Below are 16512 nucleotides of genomic sequence, written 5' to 3'. Positions count from 1 at the left end.
ATCGGCAGCAGCTGCCCCCGACCACTGTGCTGCGTGTCACTCCGGGCGCCCGTAATAACAACAAGAGCCGCACCTTCAGGAGATTCATGACATGAGCCTTACCCGCGTTCACCCGGTGGACGAGATCCTGCCCCTGCGGCAGCTCTTCACCTTCGGCCTGCAGCACGTCCTGGTGATGTACGCCGGCGCCGTCGCCGTGCCGCTCATCCTTGGCAACGCCCTGGGCCTGACCCAGGCGCAGATCGTCACGCTGATCAACGCCAACCTGCTCACCTCCGGCATCGCCACGCTGATCCAGACCCTCGGTTTCTGGCGCTTCGGCGCTCGCCTGCCGTTGATCCAGGGCTGCTCCTTCATCGCCCTGGCGCCGATGATCATGATCGGCAAGCAGTTCGGCCTGCAGGAAGTGTTCGGTGCGGTGATCGCCGCCGGCGCCATCACCATCGCCATCGCCCCGGTGTTCAGCCGGATGTTGCGGTTCTTTCCGCCGGTGGTCATCGGCAGCCTGATCACCATCATCGGCATCTCGCTGATGCCCGCCGCCGCTATCTGGCTGGGCGGCGGCAACCCGGGATCGGAGGACTTCGGCAAACCGGCCAACCTGCTGCTGGGGATGGCCACGGTGGCGATCACCCTGGTGATCTATGCGCGTTTCTCAGGGTTTATCGGCAATCTGAGTGTGCTGATCGGGCTGGTCGCCGGCAGCCTGCTCGCTGCTGCCTTCGGCATGACCCACTTCGGCCAGGTGGGCGAAGCAGCCTGGTTCGAGTTGAGCCCGCCAATGGCCTTCGGTGTCCCGCAGTTCTCCCTCACACCGATCCTGATCATGGTCCTGGCGATGCTGGTGATCATGGCCGAGACCACCGGCAACTGCCTGGCCATCGGCAAGCTGGTGGGCAAGCCGACCGATCAGCGCACCCTGGGCAATGCCTTCCGTGCCGACGGCCTGTCGAACCTGCTCGGCGGCATTTTCAACAGTTTCCCCTACAACGCATTCACCCAGAACACCGGGCTGATCGCCCTTTCCAACGTGAAGAGCCGCTTCGTGGTCGCCGCCGCCGGCGCAATCATGGTGCTGATGGGGCTGTTCCCCAAGCTCGGCGCACTGATCGCAGCAGTCCCCACGCCAGTACTCGGCGGCTGCGCCATCGTGATGTTCGGCATGACCACCGTGGCCGGCATCCAGGAACTCTCCCGCGTGCGTTTCGAAGGCACCCGTAACGGCATCATCGTCGCGGTCTCGGTCAGCGTGGGCGTGCTGCCGATGTCCTTCCCCGCCCTCTTCGAACATGCCAGCGGCCCGCTCAAGCTGGTGCTGGAGAGCGGCATCTTCCTCGGCGCGATCACCGCCATCCTGCTCAACCTGCTGCTCAACAACGACAAGAGCGCTACCGCCGAACCCGCCGGACAGGCCAGCGCCACCGAGTGATCCATCCGGCGTGCGCCTCCGGGCGCACGCACCACTTCACTGCCCAAGGAACTTCCATGACTCACTTCAGCAAGCTCACCCCTGCCGGACTGTCGGATCTCGACCTCGACCTGCTGCGCCAATCGATCCGACTTTCCGAGGAATCCCGTGAGCGCGGGCGCCATCCCTTCGCCGCACTGGTGGCCGACGCCCAGGGCCGGGTGATCTCCAGCGCCGGCAACAACTCGATGCCACCCGAAGGCGACCCGACCCAGCACGCCGAACTGGTGGCCGCCGCCCTTGCCGCGCGTCAGCTGAGCCCGGAGGAACTGGCCAACTGCACGCTCTACACCAGCGCCGAACCTTGTTGCATGTGCTCCGGGGCGATCTACTGGACCGGCATCGGTCGGGTGGTCTATGCGCTCTCCGAGCACTCGCTGCTCGGTTTGACCGGCGCGCATCCGGAGAACCCGACCTTCTCCCTGCCCTGCCGGGAAGTCTTTGCCCGCGGCCAGCGTGTGGTCGACGTGCATGGTCCAATGCTGGAGGACGAAGCCACGACGGCCCATGTGGGGTTCTGGGAATGAATGGCGGCCTGTCCATCCATGTCGTCGACGTCGCCAGCGGGCGTGTCGCGCAGGGGCTGGAACTGAGCATCGGGCGGTACGATGGCAACGTCATCCTGCATGGCCGCATCGATGAGCGCGGGCTGTTGCCGGGACTGGAGGCTCTCGCCGGCCAGTTTGGCTGCGGAGTCTACGAAGTGCGCCTGGAGGTCGCCGATTTCTACCGGGAAGCCGGAGCTGCGCTGCCCGACACGCCCTTTCTCGACGAGCTGATTTACCGCTTCGGCATCGGCGATGCGCACCAGCACTATCACCTGCCGTTCAAACTCACCGCGTGGGGCCTTTCCTGCTTCCGTGGCGGAGCCTGAGCCACGCAACGATGCAGCGGGGCTTCGCCATCGGGCGAAGCCTCTACGCTCGGTCAGGCATGCCAGCAGCGATACCAGCCGTCCTGTTCAGTCACCTTCAGCGGTGCCTGATACAGGGCCGACAGGTGCTCGCTGGTGAGAATCTCGGCCTTTGGCCCGTCGGCCACTACCTTGCCATTGGCGATCAGCACCACGCGCTCGATCTCCGGGATGATCTCGTCCAGATGGTGGGTCGTGATGATCATCGCGTGCTCAGGCCCGCAGAAGCGCCGCAGCAGCGTGAGCATCTGCAGGCTGGCGCCCATGTCCAGGCCGTTGGCCGGCTCGTCGAGGATCAGTGCGCGAGGCTCGTGGATCAGCGCTCGGGCCAGCAGCAAGCGGCGCTTCTGGCCGGTGGACAGGCGCTGGAACATGCGCTCGGCGTAGTCCCCCATCTCAACGGCGGCAAGCATCTCGCGGGACTTTTGGACCTGCTCCGGCGTGGGTTGCAGGTGACCATGGCTGCCGATGGCACCGAAGAAACCGGAGATCACCACATCCAGCGCCTGGGTGAACGGCGTGTAGTCTTCCTGCAGGTCCTGGGAGACGAAGCCGATGCGGCTGCGCAGGTCCCAGAGCGTGACGTTCTGCAGGCCGAACAGGTTCAGCGAGCTGTCCGGGCGATCCACCGGGTAAAGCTCGCGGCTGATCAACTTGAGCAGAGTGCTCTTGCCGGCGCCGTTGGGGCCGAGGATGGCGACCTTCTCGCCTTCGCTGATGTGCAGGGAGAAGCCATCCAGCACGCGGGTCTGCTGCTGGTAGGCGGTGACGTTGTTAAAGTCGATCATGGGCTTTTCGTATCGAATTTGAGGGCAGCCGCTGACAGTAGGCGCGTTGGGCTTCGTACTCAAGCCTTCATCGAATCGCAACTACGCTTTCCGCATTTTCCAGCAACGAGCGCGCCGAGATGAGCGAGCAAGAACCTCCCAGCCTGGATGACGATATCTGCGTCCACATCTTCTCCGTCTCGGCCACCATGGTTGGCGTCTGCCTGACGGTGATCGGCATCATCCGGGTGATCCTGACACTGCGCCATGAGGACCTGATCATCGACGACCTGGTGGCAGTAAACATGCTGCTCTACGTCGTCTCCGCCTTCTGTGCCTACTGGAGCCTGCGGGCCCACCGCACACGCCGCGGCCAGCTCATGACACGTATCGCCGACAGCGTGTTTCTTGGTGCTCTGCTGTTCACCGCGGCCAACGCCGGCCTCATTACTTGGGCAATGACCTCCGCGCCCACCACCTGACCCGCTCGAGCGGAACAGGCTAACTGAACCGCAATCAAGTGCCCCGTAGTCGAGAGATATAGGGCGGCGCGCCTCTCCAGAGGACCCAATTTCCGTCTCGGTCTCCAGCTTCCTCACTCGCCCGAAGACCACCCATCAAAACTTCCAGCGCCCAAAACAGGTCCACTGTCTGACCCCGCTCGATCGGCACCCACTCGAACAGAGGGGCGGAACCCCGCGCATACCCCTTTCTAATGGGCCTTCGTACAACCAGAACCAGGACGCGCCGCTGGCCACACAGGAGTTCCGACATGAGTGAATACATCGCCCCGCTGCGCGACATGCAGTTCGTCCTGCGCGAACTACAGCTGCTCAACAGGCTTAACCAACTGCCCGATCAGGAAGAGATGAACGCCGAACTGGTGGACGCCATCCTCAACGAGGCCGCGCGTTTCGCCCAGGGCGTCCTGGCGCCGCTGAACATAGTCGGCGACCGTCAGGGCGCACGGTGGAAGGACGGCGATGTGCGCACGGCCGAGGGCTGGCGCGAAGCCTACGGGCGATTCGCCGACAACGGCTGGAACGCCCTCTCCTGTCCAACCGACTTCGGCGGCCAGGGCGCGCCCCGACTGGTTTCGGCGCTGGTGGAGGAAATGTGGAACGCCGCCAACGTCGCCTTCGGCCTGTGCCCGATGCTCACCCGTGGCGCCATCGAGGCCATCGAGCTGCGTGGCTCGGACGAATTGAAGGCAACCTGGCTGCCGAAACTGGTGAGCGGCGAATGGACCGGCACCATGAACCTCACCGAGCCCCAGGCAGGCTCGGACCTCGCTGCCGTGCGCACGCGCGCCGAGCCGCAGGCGGACGGCAGCTACCGGGTATTCGGGCAGAAGATCTTCATCACCTACGGCGAGCACGACCTCACCGACAACATCATCCACCTGGTGCTGGCCCGCGTGCCAGGCGCGCCGGATGGCGTGAAAGGCATTTCGCTGTTCGTGGTGCCCAAGGTGCTGCTGAACACCGACGGCGGCCTGGGCGAACGCAACGACGTACGTTGCGTCTCCATCGAACATAAGCTCGGCATCCACGGCAGCCCCACCGCCGTGCTGGCCTTTGGCGACCAGGGCGGCGCCAGCGGCTGGCTGGTGGGCGAAGAGAATCGCGGCCTGGAGTACATGTTCATCATGATGAACGCGGCGCGCTTCTCCGTCGGCATCGAAGGCATCGGCCTGGCTGAACGCGCCTACCAACGCGCCGTGAACTACGCCCGGCTGCGAATCCAGGGCACCGAGATTGGCGTACGGGGCCGCGAAAAGGCCGCGATCATCCGCCACCCCGACGTGCGTCGCCTGCTCATGTCCATGCGCTCACGGGTGGAAGCCATGCGCGCGCTGGCCTGCGAAGTGGCGCTGGCAACCGACCTGGCTCACGGTCACCCGAGCGAGGCGGTACGCCGCGAGCGGCAAGCCTTCGTCGACCTGATGATCCCGGTGATCAAGGGCTGGTGTACCGAGAACGCCGTGGACATCGCCTCCCTCGGCGTACAGGTCCATGGCGGTATGGGTTTCATCGAGGAAACCGGCGCCGCCCAGCATCTGCGCGACGCGCGGATCACCCCGATCTACGAAGGCACCACGGGTATCCAGGCGCTCGACCTGATCGGTCGCAAGATTGCCCGCGACAAGGGCGCGGCCGCCTTCGCCCTGATCGCCCGTCTGCGCGAGGCGCAACTGGCGTTGCCGGACGATGATCCGCAACTGGCGGCGATTCGTCATCGCCTGTTCTCGGCGATCAACGCCCTGGATGACGCGGTGAACTACGTGGTGAACCACTACGACGAGCAGGTGCGCCAGGTGGCTCTGGGCTCGGTGCCGCTGCTGGAATTGTTCGGCATCGTCACCGGTGGCTGGCAGTTGGCACGCTCCGCCCAGGTGGCCCGCGAGCGCCTGGTCGGCAACAGCGGCGACGCCGCGTTCTACCGGGCCAAGCTGCGTACCGCGCAGTTCTATGCTGGGCATTTCCTCACCCGCGCGCCGGGCCTGGCGCAGGCCATTGTCGAGGGTGGCGACGCTGCCCTGGCGATGGAGGACTTCGCCTTCTGAGCAGGAATGGCCGCCCGTCCGAAGTCTCGGCGGGCGGCCCCGATCCGTAACGCAATCTTTACACCCGCTGCCGATCCTGCCGCCCGTGGCCACGACAGGCCGCGCGCCAGGCGTGTACACGCTTGGCTATTGCGGGGGGGCGCCGTTATGCAGGAATGCTCGTTGACAGGGTCTCGCCGCTTCAGTGAGATGGCCTTTCGTTCAGGCAAATGGCATTGCTGGCCGACTGTGTGCGTTGTAGTCCTGCAATGCCGCGATGACGAAACTTTGGCGATCCCGACTCGCTTACGAAAGTTTTCTCGTTTCATCGACACAGGAGATGCCGGCGATGTTGAACCAGGCACCCCGGAACACCCAGGACGTCGAATTCGACGAGCAATTCCTCCTCGCCTTCGAGATCCAGGTCCTGCAGAAGGCCCTGCCGGCCTTCGAAGAGGCCTCGCGCTTCGCCCGCGACCGAGGCCTGCGCTGTAGCGTGGAACTGATCACCAACGCTGACGGCCACCCCGAACTCAGCCTTAGCGCCACCCAGCGCGATGACCTGCCGGACAGTTGCTACCGACTGATCGCCGACCCGGCCGCCCAGGGCATCGTCCACGAGGAGTTCACCGCGGTGAACCGCCGCACGCGCCGCCAGGGCGCGCGCCTGGCGACGCTGACCTCGCGTTCGCTGGAGCTGCAGCTGGAAGCCTTCTTCATGCATGCCTTCGGCATGCGGCTGGACTACAACGTGCTGCGCCTGGACTACTCTTACGAGCATGCTTCTGGGCTCTAGGCCTTTTCCGACGCCGCCGGTCGTCGGTTCGGCCGGTGGCGGAACGAGCGTTCCGTCGGACAGTTCCTGCAAAGGATGATTTATGGCAACGATGAACGCGTCGAAGTCGCTATTATTCGCGCCCTGTGCGCCACCTCGTGCGTGTTTCCTCGTTGTCGCTTCGCCATGAATGAATTCCTCGTGCATTTTCAGGACGGTCACTGCCTGGGCAAGACCGTGCTGCGCTCGTTTTCCCGTCAGATGACCCTCTCCGAGGCGCGCGTGCGCCTGCAGGCCTGCTACCCGCTGCGCGTTCCGCACCTGCTGAACATCCTGCACCTGACGCCGATGCTGCCCGGCCGCTGATCTCCACCACCCATACAGTTTTCCTGCGCCACTGTGCCTGCAACCGGGCATCGACCGTGGCTAGAGTCGTTCGTCCCGACTTCAAGGAAAGCGCCATGGCCGACCTGCAGATTCGCCCCGCCACCGCTGATGACGTTCCGGCCATGCTGGACCTGATCTTCGAGCACGGTCCCAATGACTGGAACTTCCTGCCCGAAGGTCCGGTTCGCGAGCATTTTCAGGGCATCGCCGAGGGGACGGTCTGGGCGTTGGTCGCAGTGGATGGCGATGAGCTGCGCGGCCTGGTGACCTTCCATGAAAGCGCTGCGTTCGGTCGCTTCCAGCACGAAGGGCGCACGCGCCACGCCTACATCGCCGAGGCCACGGTGCATCGCGGCGAAGCCGGGCGCGGCTTGGGTACGCGCCTGCTGCGCGCTGCCATCACCGATCTGCTCGCCCGTGGGCTCCCCGACATCTACATCGAGCGCCACGAGGAGAACGCCGGCTCCGCCGGGATGATGCGCAAGGCCGGCTTCGACGAGCTGGAAACCTTCGCCGACCCGCAGCGCCGCCCCAACGGGTCACAGCGCACGACGATCTGTTACCTGGACGCCCGTACCGGCGCCGCCCGAGCGTCGCCCAGCCCGGCGAGGGCTTGCCGCGCCGCTTCGCCAGCCTGCTCCAGCACCTGGCGCTTCCAGCCGTCCTCGTCCACGTAGAACGCATCACGCAGCTGGCGATGGATGCGCAGGGCCTTCTCCGCCGGTACGCCGGGGTTGTTGGCCAGCCACTGGTCCGCACGCAGCGCCTTGAGCACCTTCAGCCCCGGCAGCGTGCCGTACTCCAGGGCGATGGCGGTGAGCTCGGCCTGCGGGCACTCGCTTGCGGCGCTGAGGATCATCTGCCCCTGCAGTTGCACCGACACCGATCCCCCTTCGTGCGCCGAGGTCACCTCATCACCCCACCAGCGGCGCGTGCGCGCCAGGGTCTGCGGATCGTTTCCACCCACGTAGATGCGCTCGCCATGGCCCTTGGGGCCCAAGCCGGTGTGCACGTCGATCCAGCCCAGTCGAGCGCAGTCGCCAGCGTGCTGGCGTAGCACCTGGCGCACGGCCTGGTTGCTCCAGGTCGGCTTGGCGCCGATGTAGAACAGGCCGTTGGGATGGCTGTCCTGGCCGCTGGAAATGGCCGCCTGCAGTTGCTTGCGGCCGTGGCGCATGGCGTAGCGCAGCAGGCGCAGGTGGCTGGCGAAGGACGGCCAGCGGCGCGGAATCAGGATCGGGTCCAGCGCGCCGTAGGCCTGGTTGCGCTGGCGCGGCTGGGAGAAGTCGATGAAGTTGCGGTTGAGGTCGACGTTCTCGTGGGTCCAGCGCCGCCACCAGGAAAAACCGTAAGGGTTGGCCGCGTGCAGGTAGAGCACCGCGCAATCGGCCTTGGCGCATTGCTCCAGCCAGTCGGGGTCATTGAGCAGGGCAACTTGTACCGCCGAGCCGCAGAAACCTTCCACCCCATGGCAGCCGCTGCTGATGATCAGCAGGTTCTGCGCATCGCGCGGACCACTGCGCGCCACGTCCAGCGCGAGCGGTTCGCCATCGCGGCCGGCCAGCGGGTGGCGGTGGGATTCGACGACCAGGCCGGCGGACAGGCACGCGGCGAGAAACTTGCCACGCGCTTCGGCGTAGCTCTGGGAAAAACAGGCAGACGGGTTCATCACCGCTCCGGATGATTGGATGTTGCAGGGCCCGCTGGGCGGGCCCTTCGGGGAACATCAGGCGTGGCCGACCGCACCGGGCAGCGGCGCTTCGCTGTGCTCGCCCTGCAGGGACTGGCGGGTGCGCTCGGGGGCGATGATCCGGCAGCCGAGGATGGCACCGACCACGGTGAGCACTCCGAACAGGCCAAGCGCCGTCTCGAAGCCATGGGCGATGTCACCGCCGCGCAGCTCGACCAGTTGGCCGACGATCCAGGGCGCGAGCATACCGGCGCTGGTCATGCCGCCAATGTGAATGGCCAGCATCGAGCCACGCTGGGCACTCGGGGCGATGTAGGCGACCAGGGTGTTGCAGAAGGTCGGCAGGACGTTCACCAGGATCGCGCCCAGGGCGTAGAGCACCAGGATCGCCAGGCGATCGCCGTGCAGCAGGGTCAGCGCGCAGAAGGCGACACCGGCGACCGCCGCGAAGGCCATCGGCGGCAGCACCATGGCGCGCTGCACCGAGGCGCCACGCTTCATCGCCCGCTGGGAGAGCGTGGAGAGCAGCAGGTTGGCGAGGATCACCCCGACCGTCACCACCATCACCGTGTAACCCGACTGCATGGGCGTCATACCCTGGCCCTTCTGCAGGTAAACCGGCACCCAGCTGTACACCAGCGCGGTGGGCAGGTAGCTGAGGAAGCCCATCAGGGTTATCCAGATGAAACTGCGGTTGAGCAGCAGGCGGCTGTACGGCAAGCGCAGCGACGACCCCGGCCCCTCTTCCTCGGTCTGCTGGCCTTCACGGCCAAAGATCAGCCAGACCACCAGCCAGACCAACCCGAGCAGCGCCAGCAGGAAATACGCGGTACGCCAGCCAAAGTGCTGGATCGCCAGCGGCAGGCTCAGCGCGCCGAGCACCGCGCCGAGCATGATCGACACCTGGATCAGCGCCGAGGGCAGCACGCGCTCCTTCGGGCCGAACCACTTGAAGCAGGCGTGCTGGGTGACCGCCGTGCCCGGCCCGGTGCCAGCGCCCAGCAGCAGGCGTCCAGCGACCAGCGCGGCGAAGCCGCTGGACAGCGCCACCAGCAGTTGCGAGGCCATCCAGACCACCGACATGCCAGCGAGAATCCAGCGTGTCGGGAAGCGGTTGGCGAGGAAGCCCACCAGCACGCCGGAGATCGAATAGAGGAAGAAGAACGCGCTGCCGATGAAGCCGAACTCGGTTGGCGAGAGCTTCAGCTCGTCGATGATCTGCGCGCCGGCGAAGGCGAAGATGGTCTTGTCCAGCACGCTGATGACCATCACCAGCATCAACAGGATGAGGACTACGGTGCGCTGCTTCATGCCTGCTCCTCTCTCGACAGCGAAGTCTCCACCAGCCGCACCCACAGCGCTGCGCCGAAGGGAATGGCGCCGTCGTTGAAGTCGTAGCCAGGGTTGTGGACCATGCAGCCGCTCGGGCCGCTGTTGCCGTTGCCCAGGGCGATGTAGCAGCCGGGGCGGCGCTCCAGCATCCAGGCGAAATCCTCGCTGCCGAGGAAGCCCGAAGGGATCTCGGACAGCAGGCGCTGCGGGCCGACCAGTTCGGTCAGCACCTGGCGCGCGAGGCGGGTTTCTTCCGGCGTATTGATCAGCACCGGCACCAGTTCCTCGTATTCGTACTGCAGTTCCATCCCGTGCACGGCGGCGACGCCACGGGTGATCTCGCCTATGCGCCGCTTGAGCAGCTCGCGCACTTCCGGCTTGGTGGCGCGCACGCTCAGACGCAGGTCGGCATGGTCGGGAATGACGTTGGCCGCCTCCCCCGCCTTGAGCATGCCCACGGTCACCACGGCCACTTCGGTGGACGGCACGTTGCGCGCCACAATGCTTTGCAGCGCCAGCACCAGTTCGGCGGCGGCGACAATCGGGTCTTTGGTCAGGTGCGGCATGGCACCATGGCCGCCGACGCCGGTCAGGCGGATCGATACGCGGTCCGAGGATGCCGTCAGCGCGCCCTCGCGGGTCAGGAAGCAACCCACCGGCAGGCCCGGCGCGTTGTGCAGCGCGTACACGGCATCGCAGGGGAAGCGCTCGAACAGGCCGTCGTCCATCATCGCCACGGCGCCGCCCAGGGTTTCCTCGGCGGGCTGGAAGATCAGGTTGAGCGTGCCGTCGAAGTTGCGCTGCTCGGCGAGGTCGCGGGCGGCGCAGAGCAGGATGGCGGTGTGCCCGTCGTGACCACAGGCGTGCATGCGGCCGGCGTGCTGGCTGGCGTAGGGTACGCCGCTGGCTTCGTCGATGGGCAGCGCGTCCATGTCGGCGCGGATGCCGATGCTGCGCACGCTGTTGCCCTGGCGCAGCACGCCGACAACGCCGGTGCCGCCCACGCCTTCATGGACTTCATAGCCCCATTCGCGCAGGTAGCCGGCGACGATGGAGGCGGTGCGCGCCTCCTCGAAGCCCAGCTCGGGATGCTGGTGAAGGTCCCGGCGAATCCGGGCGAAGGCGTCCTGGGAAGCGAATAGTCTTTCGACTGTCTCGTGCTGGGTAAGGGGGTGCTGACTCATGCCGCATCCTGCTCATTGTTCTGATGTGGCCGGCAGGATGCCCCACGCGCGAGGCGCTGAATAATGACCTTCGCGCATGCTTATCAAGGCTGGTTATCGACGCCTGCTTTCAATCGGCCTTGCCGTCGGCCTTGCGCAGGTGCGGCCCCTTGAAGGCGTAGACCAGTTCGTCCACCAGGGTCTGCGCCTCGCGGGTCATCAGTTCCGGCGGGCGGCAGACCAGCGAGATGTCGGTGCCCGGCACGGTCTCGGCGATGTCCAGCGCCTCCAGGGTGCCGGCAATGATCGGCAGGTCGAACACCCGCCGCGACCAGAAGCTCACCGCGTCGGTGTTGGCCGCCAGTTCCGCGTAGAGCACCACCGAGGCGCACTCGATGACGCGCTCGGGGTGGCGCACCTGGTACTGCTCGAACATCTGCCCGGCGAGGGAGACGTCCAGCGAGTCGGGAACCAGCCACTCCTCGTCGAGCAACTCGTGCAGCGACCGGGCGTTGCGCAGCGGATGGCCCTTGCGCACCGCCAGCGTGGTGGGCTGGGCATAGAGTTCCTGCCAATGGAAGCCGTCGACGTTGCGTGACGACGGCTGCGAGGTCAGCACCAGGTCCAGCTGGCCTTCGCGCAGGCCTTCGAGCAGCTTGGCCGGGCGCAGTTCGTTGATCTGCAGTTGCACCTTGGGGTAGCGCTTGCGGTAACGCAGCAGGCTGGCGGCGAACTGCTGACTGGGCGTCACCGGTGACACGCCGATGGCCACGCGGCCGTCCATGGCACCCTTCAGCGTCTCGATCTCATCCCGCGCGCGGCGCACTTCCTCCACCACCAGGCGGGCGCGGCGCACCAGGCGCTCGCCGTATTCGGTAGCGGTAATGCCACGGTTGGAGCGCACCAGCAGCGGCACGCCCAGCTCGGCCTCCAGCTCCTTGATGCTCTTGGACAGGGCGGGCTGGGAGATGTGCAGCAGGCGCGAAGCTTCCTGGATGCTGCCGCTCTCGCAGATGGCGACGATGGCGCGGAGTTGATGCAACTTCATGGAGTGGTCGTCGGCTCGGGGATCGGTAACAGGTCGGAACATAAAGCAAAATCGAGGCCGGCGTGAGTAACGGTTGGTAAACGCGGGCGGACTGGTGGGTCGCGGGGGTGTTTTTGCCGGCTGATTCAGGCGGTGGGCATCTCTGGGAGTTTCGTGCATCGCCAGCATGGGTATCGCTGCGCTCCACGCCATCCTACGACGAGGTTTTCCTGTTGCTGCGGTGCGGTTGGGTGGATTCGCGGACAGGGTCCGCTCCTACGGGGATGCTCCGAGTTGGGCGGGTTCGCGAGCAAGGACTAGGCGTCCTCCTCGGTCCTGCGAAGAGCACCACCACCCCGCCCCGGCTCTGACTCTGGCTCTGGCTCTGGCTCTGGCTCTGGCTCTGAAAGGCTTCCAGAAAAACATCCGCACGCGCCGAATGCCCCGTTCAGGAGGCCTCGTTGAAGCGGAGTTTCAGGGGTTGAGCGACATGGATGTCGCGAGAGCCGCGATGGGCCAGGGATGGCCCTTCGCGGCGTGCCCCTGAAACTTCGACTCAACGAGGGAATTTTTCGCCTAAGCGAAAAACCGGATGTCCGGGGCAAGCCTTTTGGTTACTTTTCGGCGTTTGGAAAAGTAACTCGCCCGAGGGGGCGAAACACGAAGCCCGCGCGCACGCCGAAGCGACGCAGAAATACCCAAGCTAACGCAGCAATACAGGGCCAACATCGGAGCGGAGGAAGGCGCCGGCCCTGCCGGCGGATCGCGGGCATGGCCCGCTCCTACAGGGGAATGCCGTGCCATGGGGTTCGCGAGCAAGCTCGCTCCGACGCAGCCCCCACACCAATCACCTGACAAAAAAAGCGGCCCGAAGGCCGCTGATAAACACATCGGAGCGCCGGTGAGCGCCAGTCAGGCCCGCCGTCAGCGGATGCCGGTGGCGCGCAAGGCGTTGGGGGTGAAGTCGTTGCTGCTGGCCTTCACCGCAAAGTCGTAGCTGCTCTTCTCCTCGTTGCGCAGGCCGGACACCGTGTAGCGACCGGACAGCACGTCATAGTGGGTCTCCGCCGTCAGCCAGGTGAACTGCTGGTCGTAGAACGGCCGCGCGTGGCCCTCGGACACGCGCCAGAGGCTGCCACGGCCGTCGTAGGCGTCGGCCTCGGCGATCTGCCAGCTGTCCTCGTCGATGTACAGGTCACGCTTGCTGTAGATGTGCCGCTGGCCCGGCTTCAGGGTCGCCACCACGTGCCACACGCGATGCAGCTCGTAGCGGGTGTGGTCCGGGTTCAGGTGGCCGGGCTTGACGATGTCGTCGTACTTCAGCGCAGGCGAGTCGAGCGCGAAGCTGTTGTAAGGGATGTACAGCTCCTTCTTGCCCACCAGCTTCCAGTCGTAGCGATCCGGCGCGCCGTTGAACATGTCGAAGTCGTCGTAGGTACGCATGCCTTCCGCACCGGGGCTGTCGTAGCCCACCTGCGGAGCGCGGCGCACGCGGCGCTGGCCGGCGTTGTACATCCACGCCATGCGCGGTTCCTTGACCTGGTCGATGGTCTCCAGCACCAGCATCACGCTGCCCGCGCGGCGCGGCGGCGAGAGAATTTCCTGGCGGAAGTAGTAGAGGATGTTGTCCATCTTCGCCGGGTCGTAGTCCTTGAGCCCGAACGGGAAGGCGAACTGCTCCTTCATGTAGCTGATGGTGTAGGCGCCGTTGGTCTGCGGGTTCATCTGCGCGGTGGTGCGCAGCATCGCGTTGCCCCGGTAGCGGGTGACGTGGTTCCAGATCACTTCCAGGCCGTTCTGCGGAATCGGGAACGGGATGGTCATGCTGAAGTTGGTCAGGCCGTTGCCGCCTTCGGCCAGCGAGGTCGCGGTGGCATTCTTCTTCGCCGAGTCGATCACCGCCTGCGGGTAGCTGGCGCTGCGGTGGCTGGGGTAGACCGGGATGCGGTAGGTCTCGGGGAAGCGCTGGAACATCGCCAGTTGCCCCGGCGTGAGCTTGTCCTGGTACTGGCTGGCGTTCTGCGCGGTGATGGTGAACAGCGGCTTGTCCGCGGCATAGGGGTCGGCGAGGAAGCCGCCAGCATCGGCTTTGCCGGCGTTCAGTGCCAGGCCGCCAGTCCAGGCCGGAATGCTGCCGTCGGCGTTGCCCGCCTTCTCGGCGCCAATCGGGGTGAGTTCATTGCCCAGGCGCGCGGCCTGGTCGGCGCCGACCGCGGCCATGACCTGCCCGGCGAGCAGGCTCAGCGTCAGGCAGCCGGCCTGCAACCATTGTTTGTTGTTCATGCTTTTACCTCAGGGGGCTGGCGGGCATCAGAAGCTGACGCCCATGCTGACGGCGAGGAAATCGCGGTCGGTGTTGACGTTGTAATCACCGCCGAAATAGCCGGTGTAACTGATGCTGGCGGTGTAGCGGCTCAGGTATTCGGCATCGACGCCGACGCTCACCGACTTGTCGCCCTCGTTGAAGGTCGGGCCGTAGCCCTGCACGTCGTGGGAGAACGCCAGGTTCGGGCGCAGCGAGACGCCGCCGAGCAGGTCGTTGTATTCCAGGCCCGCACGCACGCGGTAACCCCAGGAGTTCTGGGTGTAGAAGCCCTTGTCGTCGCACTGGCCGGGGTTGGCGGTGTTCACCACCTTCTGGCAGATCGCGTTGCCCGACAGTCCCAGCAGCGCCGAGGTGCCGGCGCTTGCCAGCTCGCCATTGCCGTACACGCTGCTGCGGCCGAAGCGCAGGTCGGAGCCGTCGGTGGAGCCCAGGTCGGCGATGTGGCTGAAGCCGATCTCGCCCACCAGCGTCAGGCGCTCGGCGCCGATCAGTTCGATCTGGTCGAAGGTGTTGGTGAAGGTCATCTGCGCCTGGGTGAACGGCTTGCGCTCGTAACCCTGGATCAGCGAGCCGTAGGCCGAATCGGCCCAGCCGCTGGAGAAGATCGGCAGGCCGCCGTTGACCAGCGGGCTGGTCGCCGCCGAGCCGAGGGTGGCGGCGCCGGAAACGTCGCTGGAGTTGATGCCCAGCGGCATGTTCGGCCGGTAGCTGATCTCGCCCTGCACCGCGGTGCTGCCCCAGGTGGTGTTGAAGCCCAGGCCGTAGAGGCGGATGTCCTCGGGGTAGTCCAGGTACCAGCGCGCGGTGCTCACGCCGCCCTGCCCGATCAGCCCGCCGACCGGGTCGGCCAGCGCGCCCTTGCCCACCACCCAGTTACTGGTCGGCGTGCGGCTGTGGTAGTTCATCGCATAGGCGGAGAACTCGGTGTCGTTGTACATCCAGCGCAGCGCCACGCCGAACTGGCCGCCGTCGCGGGCGTCGTGGTCCTTGCCGCGCGGTACGTAGCCATAGCCACCCTTGATACCAGTGCCGTCGATGTCACGGTCGAAGTCGCTGCCGTTCACCGCCATGTTGATGTCGCAGCCCTTGGCGGCCACGTCGCTGCCGAAGAAGGTGCCGCAGTTGTCCGGCACGGTCTTCTCCCACTCCAGCTGGTAGAAGGCCTCCATGGACAGGGTGTCGGTGAGCCCCTGGTTGAAATACAGCATGCTCACCGGGATCAGCGCTTCCTTCACCTCGGAACCGGGGCGGCGCAGCGCAGCGACGTCCGCCGGGTTGATCGAGTTGATGCCGTTCTGGATGAAGGTGCTCTCGCCCCAGCTCACCACCTGGCGGCCCACGCGCACGGTACCCGGCCGGTCCTGCAGTTCGTAGTTGTGGTAGAGGAAGGCGTCGAGCAGCTCGGCGCCGGAGGACTGGGCAGCGGTATCGCGGCCGCTGTCGTCGATGTCGTAGAGCGGACGGTGTTCGTCCTTCAGTTCGAAGTCGTACCAGTACTTGCCACGCAGGAACAGGCCACTGTCGCCGTACTTCAGCTCCAGGTCGTGCAGGCCCTTGAAGATCTTGGAGAAGGTCTCGCCGCGCTTGAAGTTCAGGCGGCCGTCATCGGAAGTCTGGCTGGATGCCGTGCCGCCGTTGCGGGTGCCGATGAATTTCTTGTCCGGGCTGTCCATCGCCCAGCTCGCGCCGATGGACAGGGTCGAGTCGAAGCGACCCTCGATTTCCCCCACGTTGAAGCTCACTGCCTGAGCCGAAGATGCCCCGCCAAGGGCCATGCTGGTAGCCAGCGCCAGCGCGTGCGGCTTGAAGCCTGCGGCGCCGGTTATTGTTTTTTTCATGCTGCTCTCCGCCTGGATCGTGCTGGTCACGGCAAGCCGTGCCACCCCTGCTCCGCGGCTCTTGGGCCGGGAGGCGAGCGCAGGTTAGAGCGCTGTCACATGGCTGACTTCTGAAAAAAAGTGATGCCCATAGCCAGAATGAAAACGCTGGCATCTCGCAGTGCGCGAGGCTCTGCGGGTGCGGCTCTGCGGGTGATAACCGACGGCTATCACGATACCCAGGATTCAGCCGACCCAAGCCGCGCATTGCCCTAAAGTCCGCCGCCATCAGCGATTCCCCG

Annotated in this window: 15 protein-coding genes; 8 read left to right on the top strand and 7 right to left on the bottom strand. The window is 65.7% G+C overall.

Going from position 1 to position 16512, the window contains the following annotated elements; genetic code table 11:
• Positions 1-91: 91 nt before the first annotated feature.
• The 3 genes from ABKS89_RS14115 to ABKS89_RS14105 are packed head-to-tail and all read left to right on the top strand — an operon-like array spanning position 92 to position 2342.
• Positions 92-1429 carry a nucleobase:cation symporter-2 family protein gene (locus ABKS89_RS14115; RefSeq protein ID WP_348588979.1) on the top strand — a complete coding sequence of 446 codons (1338 nt, stop codon included), beginning with the start codon at positions 92-94 and terminating at the stop codon, positions 1427-1429.
• 56 nt (positions 1430-1485) lie between these two features.
• Positions 1486-1995: a nucleoside deaminase gene (locus tag ABKS89_RS14110; RefSeq protein WP_348588980.1), complete on the top strand. Its 510-nt coding sequence runs from the start codon at positions 1486-1488 to the stop codon at positions 1993-1995.
• Complete coding sequence (locus ABKS89_RS14105; RefSeq protein ID WP_348588981.1) at positions 1992-2342, top strand: hydroxyisourate hydrolase; 351 nt, start codon at positions 1992-1994, stop codon at positions 2340-2342. Before ABKS89_RS14110 ends, ABKS89_RS14105 begins: the two co-directional genes overlap by 4 nt.
• Positions 2343-2395: 53 nt before the next feature.
• On the opposite strand, the gene ABKS89_RS14100 is transcribed toward ABKS89_RS14105, so the two are convergent.
• Positions 2396-3169 carry an ABC transporter ATP-binding protein gene (locus tag ABKS89_RS14100; protein WP_348588982.1) on the bottom strand — a complete coding sequence of 258 codons (774 nt, stop codon included), beginning with the start codon at positions 3167-3169 and terminating at the stop codon, positions 2396-2398.
• A 119-nt stretch (positions 3170-3288) separates the two neighbouring features.
• Between ABKS89_RS14100 and ABKS89_RS14095 the strand changes: the two genes are divergently transcribed.
• From ABKS89_RS14095 to ABKS89_RS14075, 5 genes are all read left to right on the top strand, one after another.
• Positions 3289-3630 carry a hypothetical protein gene (locus ABKS89_RS14095; RefSeq protein ID WP_348588983.1) on the top strand — a complete coding sequence of 114 codons (342 nt, stop codon included), beginning with the start codon at positions 3289-3291 and terminating at the stop codon, positions 3628-3630.
• Positions 3631-3920: 290 nt separating this feature from the next.
• Positions 3921-5714, top strand: coding sequence for an acyl-CoA dehydrogenase (locus tag ABKS89_RS14090; RefSeq protein ID WP_348588984.1), 1794 nt, complete (start codon positions 3921-3923; stop codon positions 5712-5714).
• Between the two features lie 328 nt (positions 5715-6042).
• The gene (locus ABKS89_RS14085; protein ID WP_192432666.1) at positions 6043-6489 is read left to right on the top strand and encodes a hypothetical protein; all 447 of its coding nucleotides are present in this window, start codon (positions 6043-6045) and stop codon (positions 6487-6489) included.
• A 165-nt stretch (positions 6490-6654) separates the two neighbouring features.
• Positions 6655-6834, top strand: coding sequence for a hypothetical protein (locus ABKS89_RS14080; RefSeq protein ID WP_024762799.1), 180 nt, complete (start codon positions 6655-6657; stop codon positions 6832-6834).
• A 56-nt stretch (positions 6835-6890) separates the two neighbouring features.
• Entirely contained in the window at positions 6891-7532 is a 642-nt protein-coding gene (locus tag ABKS89_RS14075) for a GNAT family N-acetyltransferase (RefSeq protein WP_518301022.1), read from the top strand.
• On the opposite strand, the gene ABKS89_RS14070 is transcribed toward ABKS89_RS14075, so the two are convergent.
• The 6 genes from ABKS89_RS14070 to ABKS89_RS14045 form a co-directional block, all read right to left on the bottom strand.
• The gene (locus tag ABKS89_RS14070; RefSeq protein WP_348588986.1) at positions 7415-8524 is read right to left on the bottom strand and encodes a M14 family metallopeptidase; all 1110 of its coding nucleotides are present in this window, start codon (positions 8522-8524) and stop codon (positions 7415-7417) included. The two genes, ABKS89_RS14075 and ABKS89_RS14070, sit on opposite strands and share 118 nt — an antisense overlap.
• Positions 8525-8581: 57 nt before the next feature.
• A complete protein-coding gene (locus ABKS89_RS14065; protein ID WP_348588987.1) occupies positions 8582-9856 on the bottom strand; it encodes an MFS transporter in 1275 nt (424 codons plus the stop codon).
• Positions 9853-11061, bottom strand: a complete 1209-nt coding sequence (locus ABKS89_RS14060) for a M20 aminoacylase family protein (RefSeq protein WP_348588988.1) — start codon at positions 11059-11061, stop codon at positions 9853-9855. The genes ABKS89_RS14065 and ABKS89_RS14060 overlap by 4 nt, the downstream gene beginning before the upstream one ends.
• A gap of 109 nt (positions 11062-11170) precedes the next feature.
• Positions 11171-12088: a LysR family transcriptional regulator gene (locus ABKS89_RS14055; protein ID WP_138216980.1), complete on the bottom strand. Its 918-nt coding sequence runs from the start codon at positions 12086-12088 to the stop codon at positions 11171-11173.
• A gap of 903 nt (positions 12089-12991) precedes the next feature.
• Entirely contained in the window at positions 12992-14350 is a 1359-nt protein-coding gene (locus tag ABKS89_RS14050; RefSeq protein WP_348588989.1) for a DUF1329 domain-containing protein, read from the bottom strand.
• A 27-nt stretch (positions 14351-14377) separates the two neighbouring features.
• Positions 14378-16231: a DUF1302 domain-containing protein gene (locus ABKS89_RS14045; protein ID WP_348588990.1), complete on the bottom strand. Its 1854-nt coding sequence runs from the start codon at positions 16229-16231 to the stop codon at positions 14378-14380.
• Positions 16232-16512 lie beyond the last annotated feature (281 nt).

This window comes from Pseudomonas sp. LABIM340 (assembly GCF_040017195.2).
GTDB lineage: Bacteria > Pseudomonadota > Gammaproteobacteria > Pseudomonadales > Pseudomonadaceae > Pseudomonas.
The sequence above is the reverse complement of the archived record's forward strand: the minus strand, read 5'-3'. Positions and strand labels throughout refer to the sequence as shown.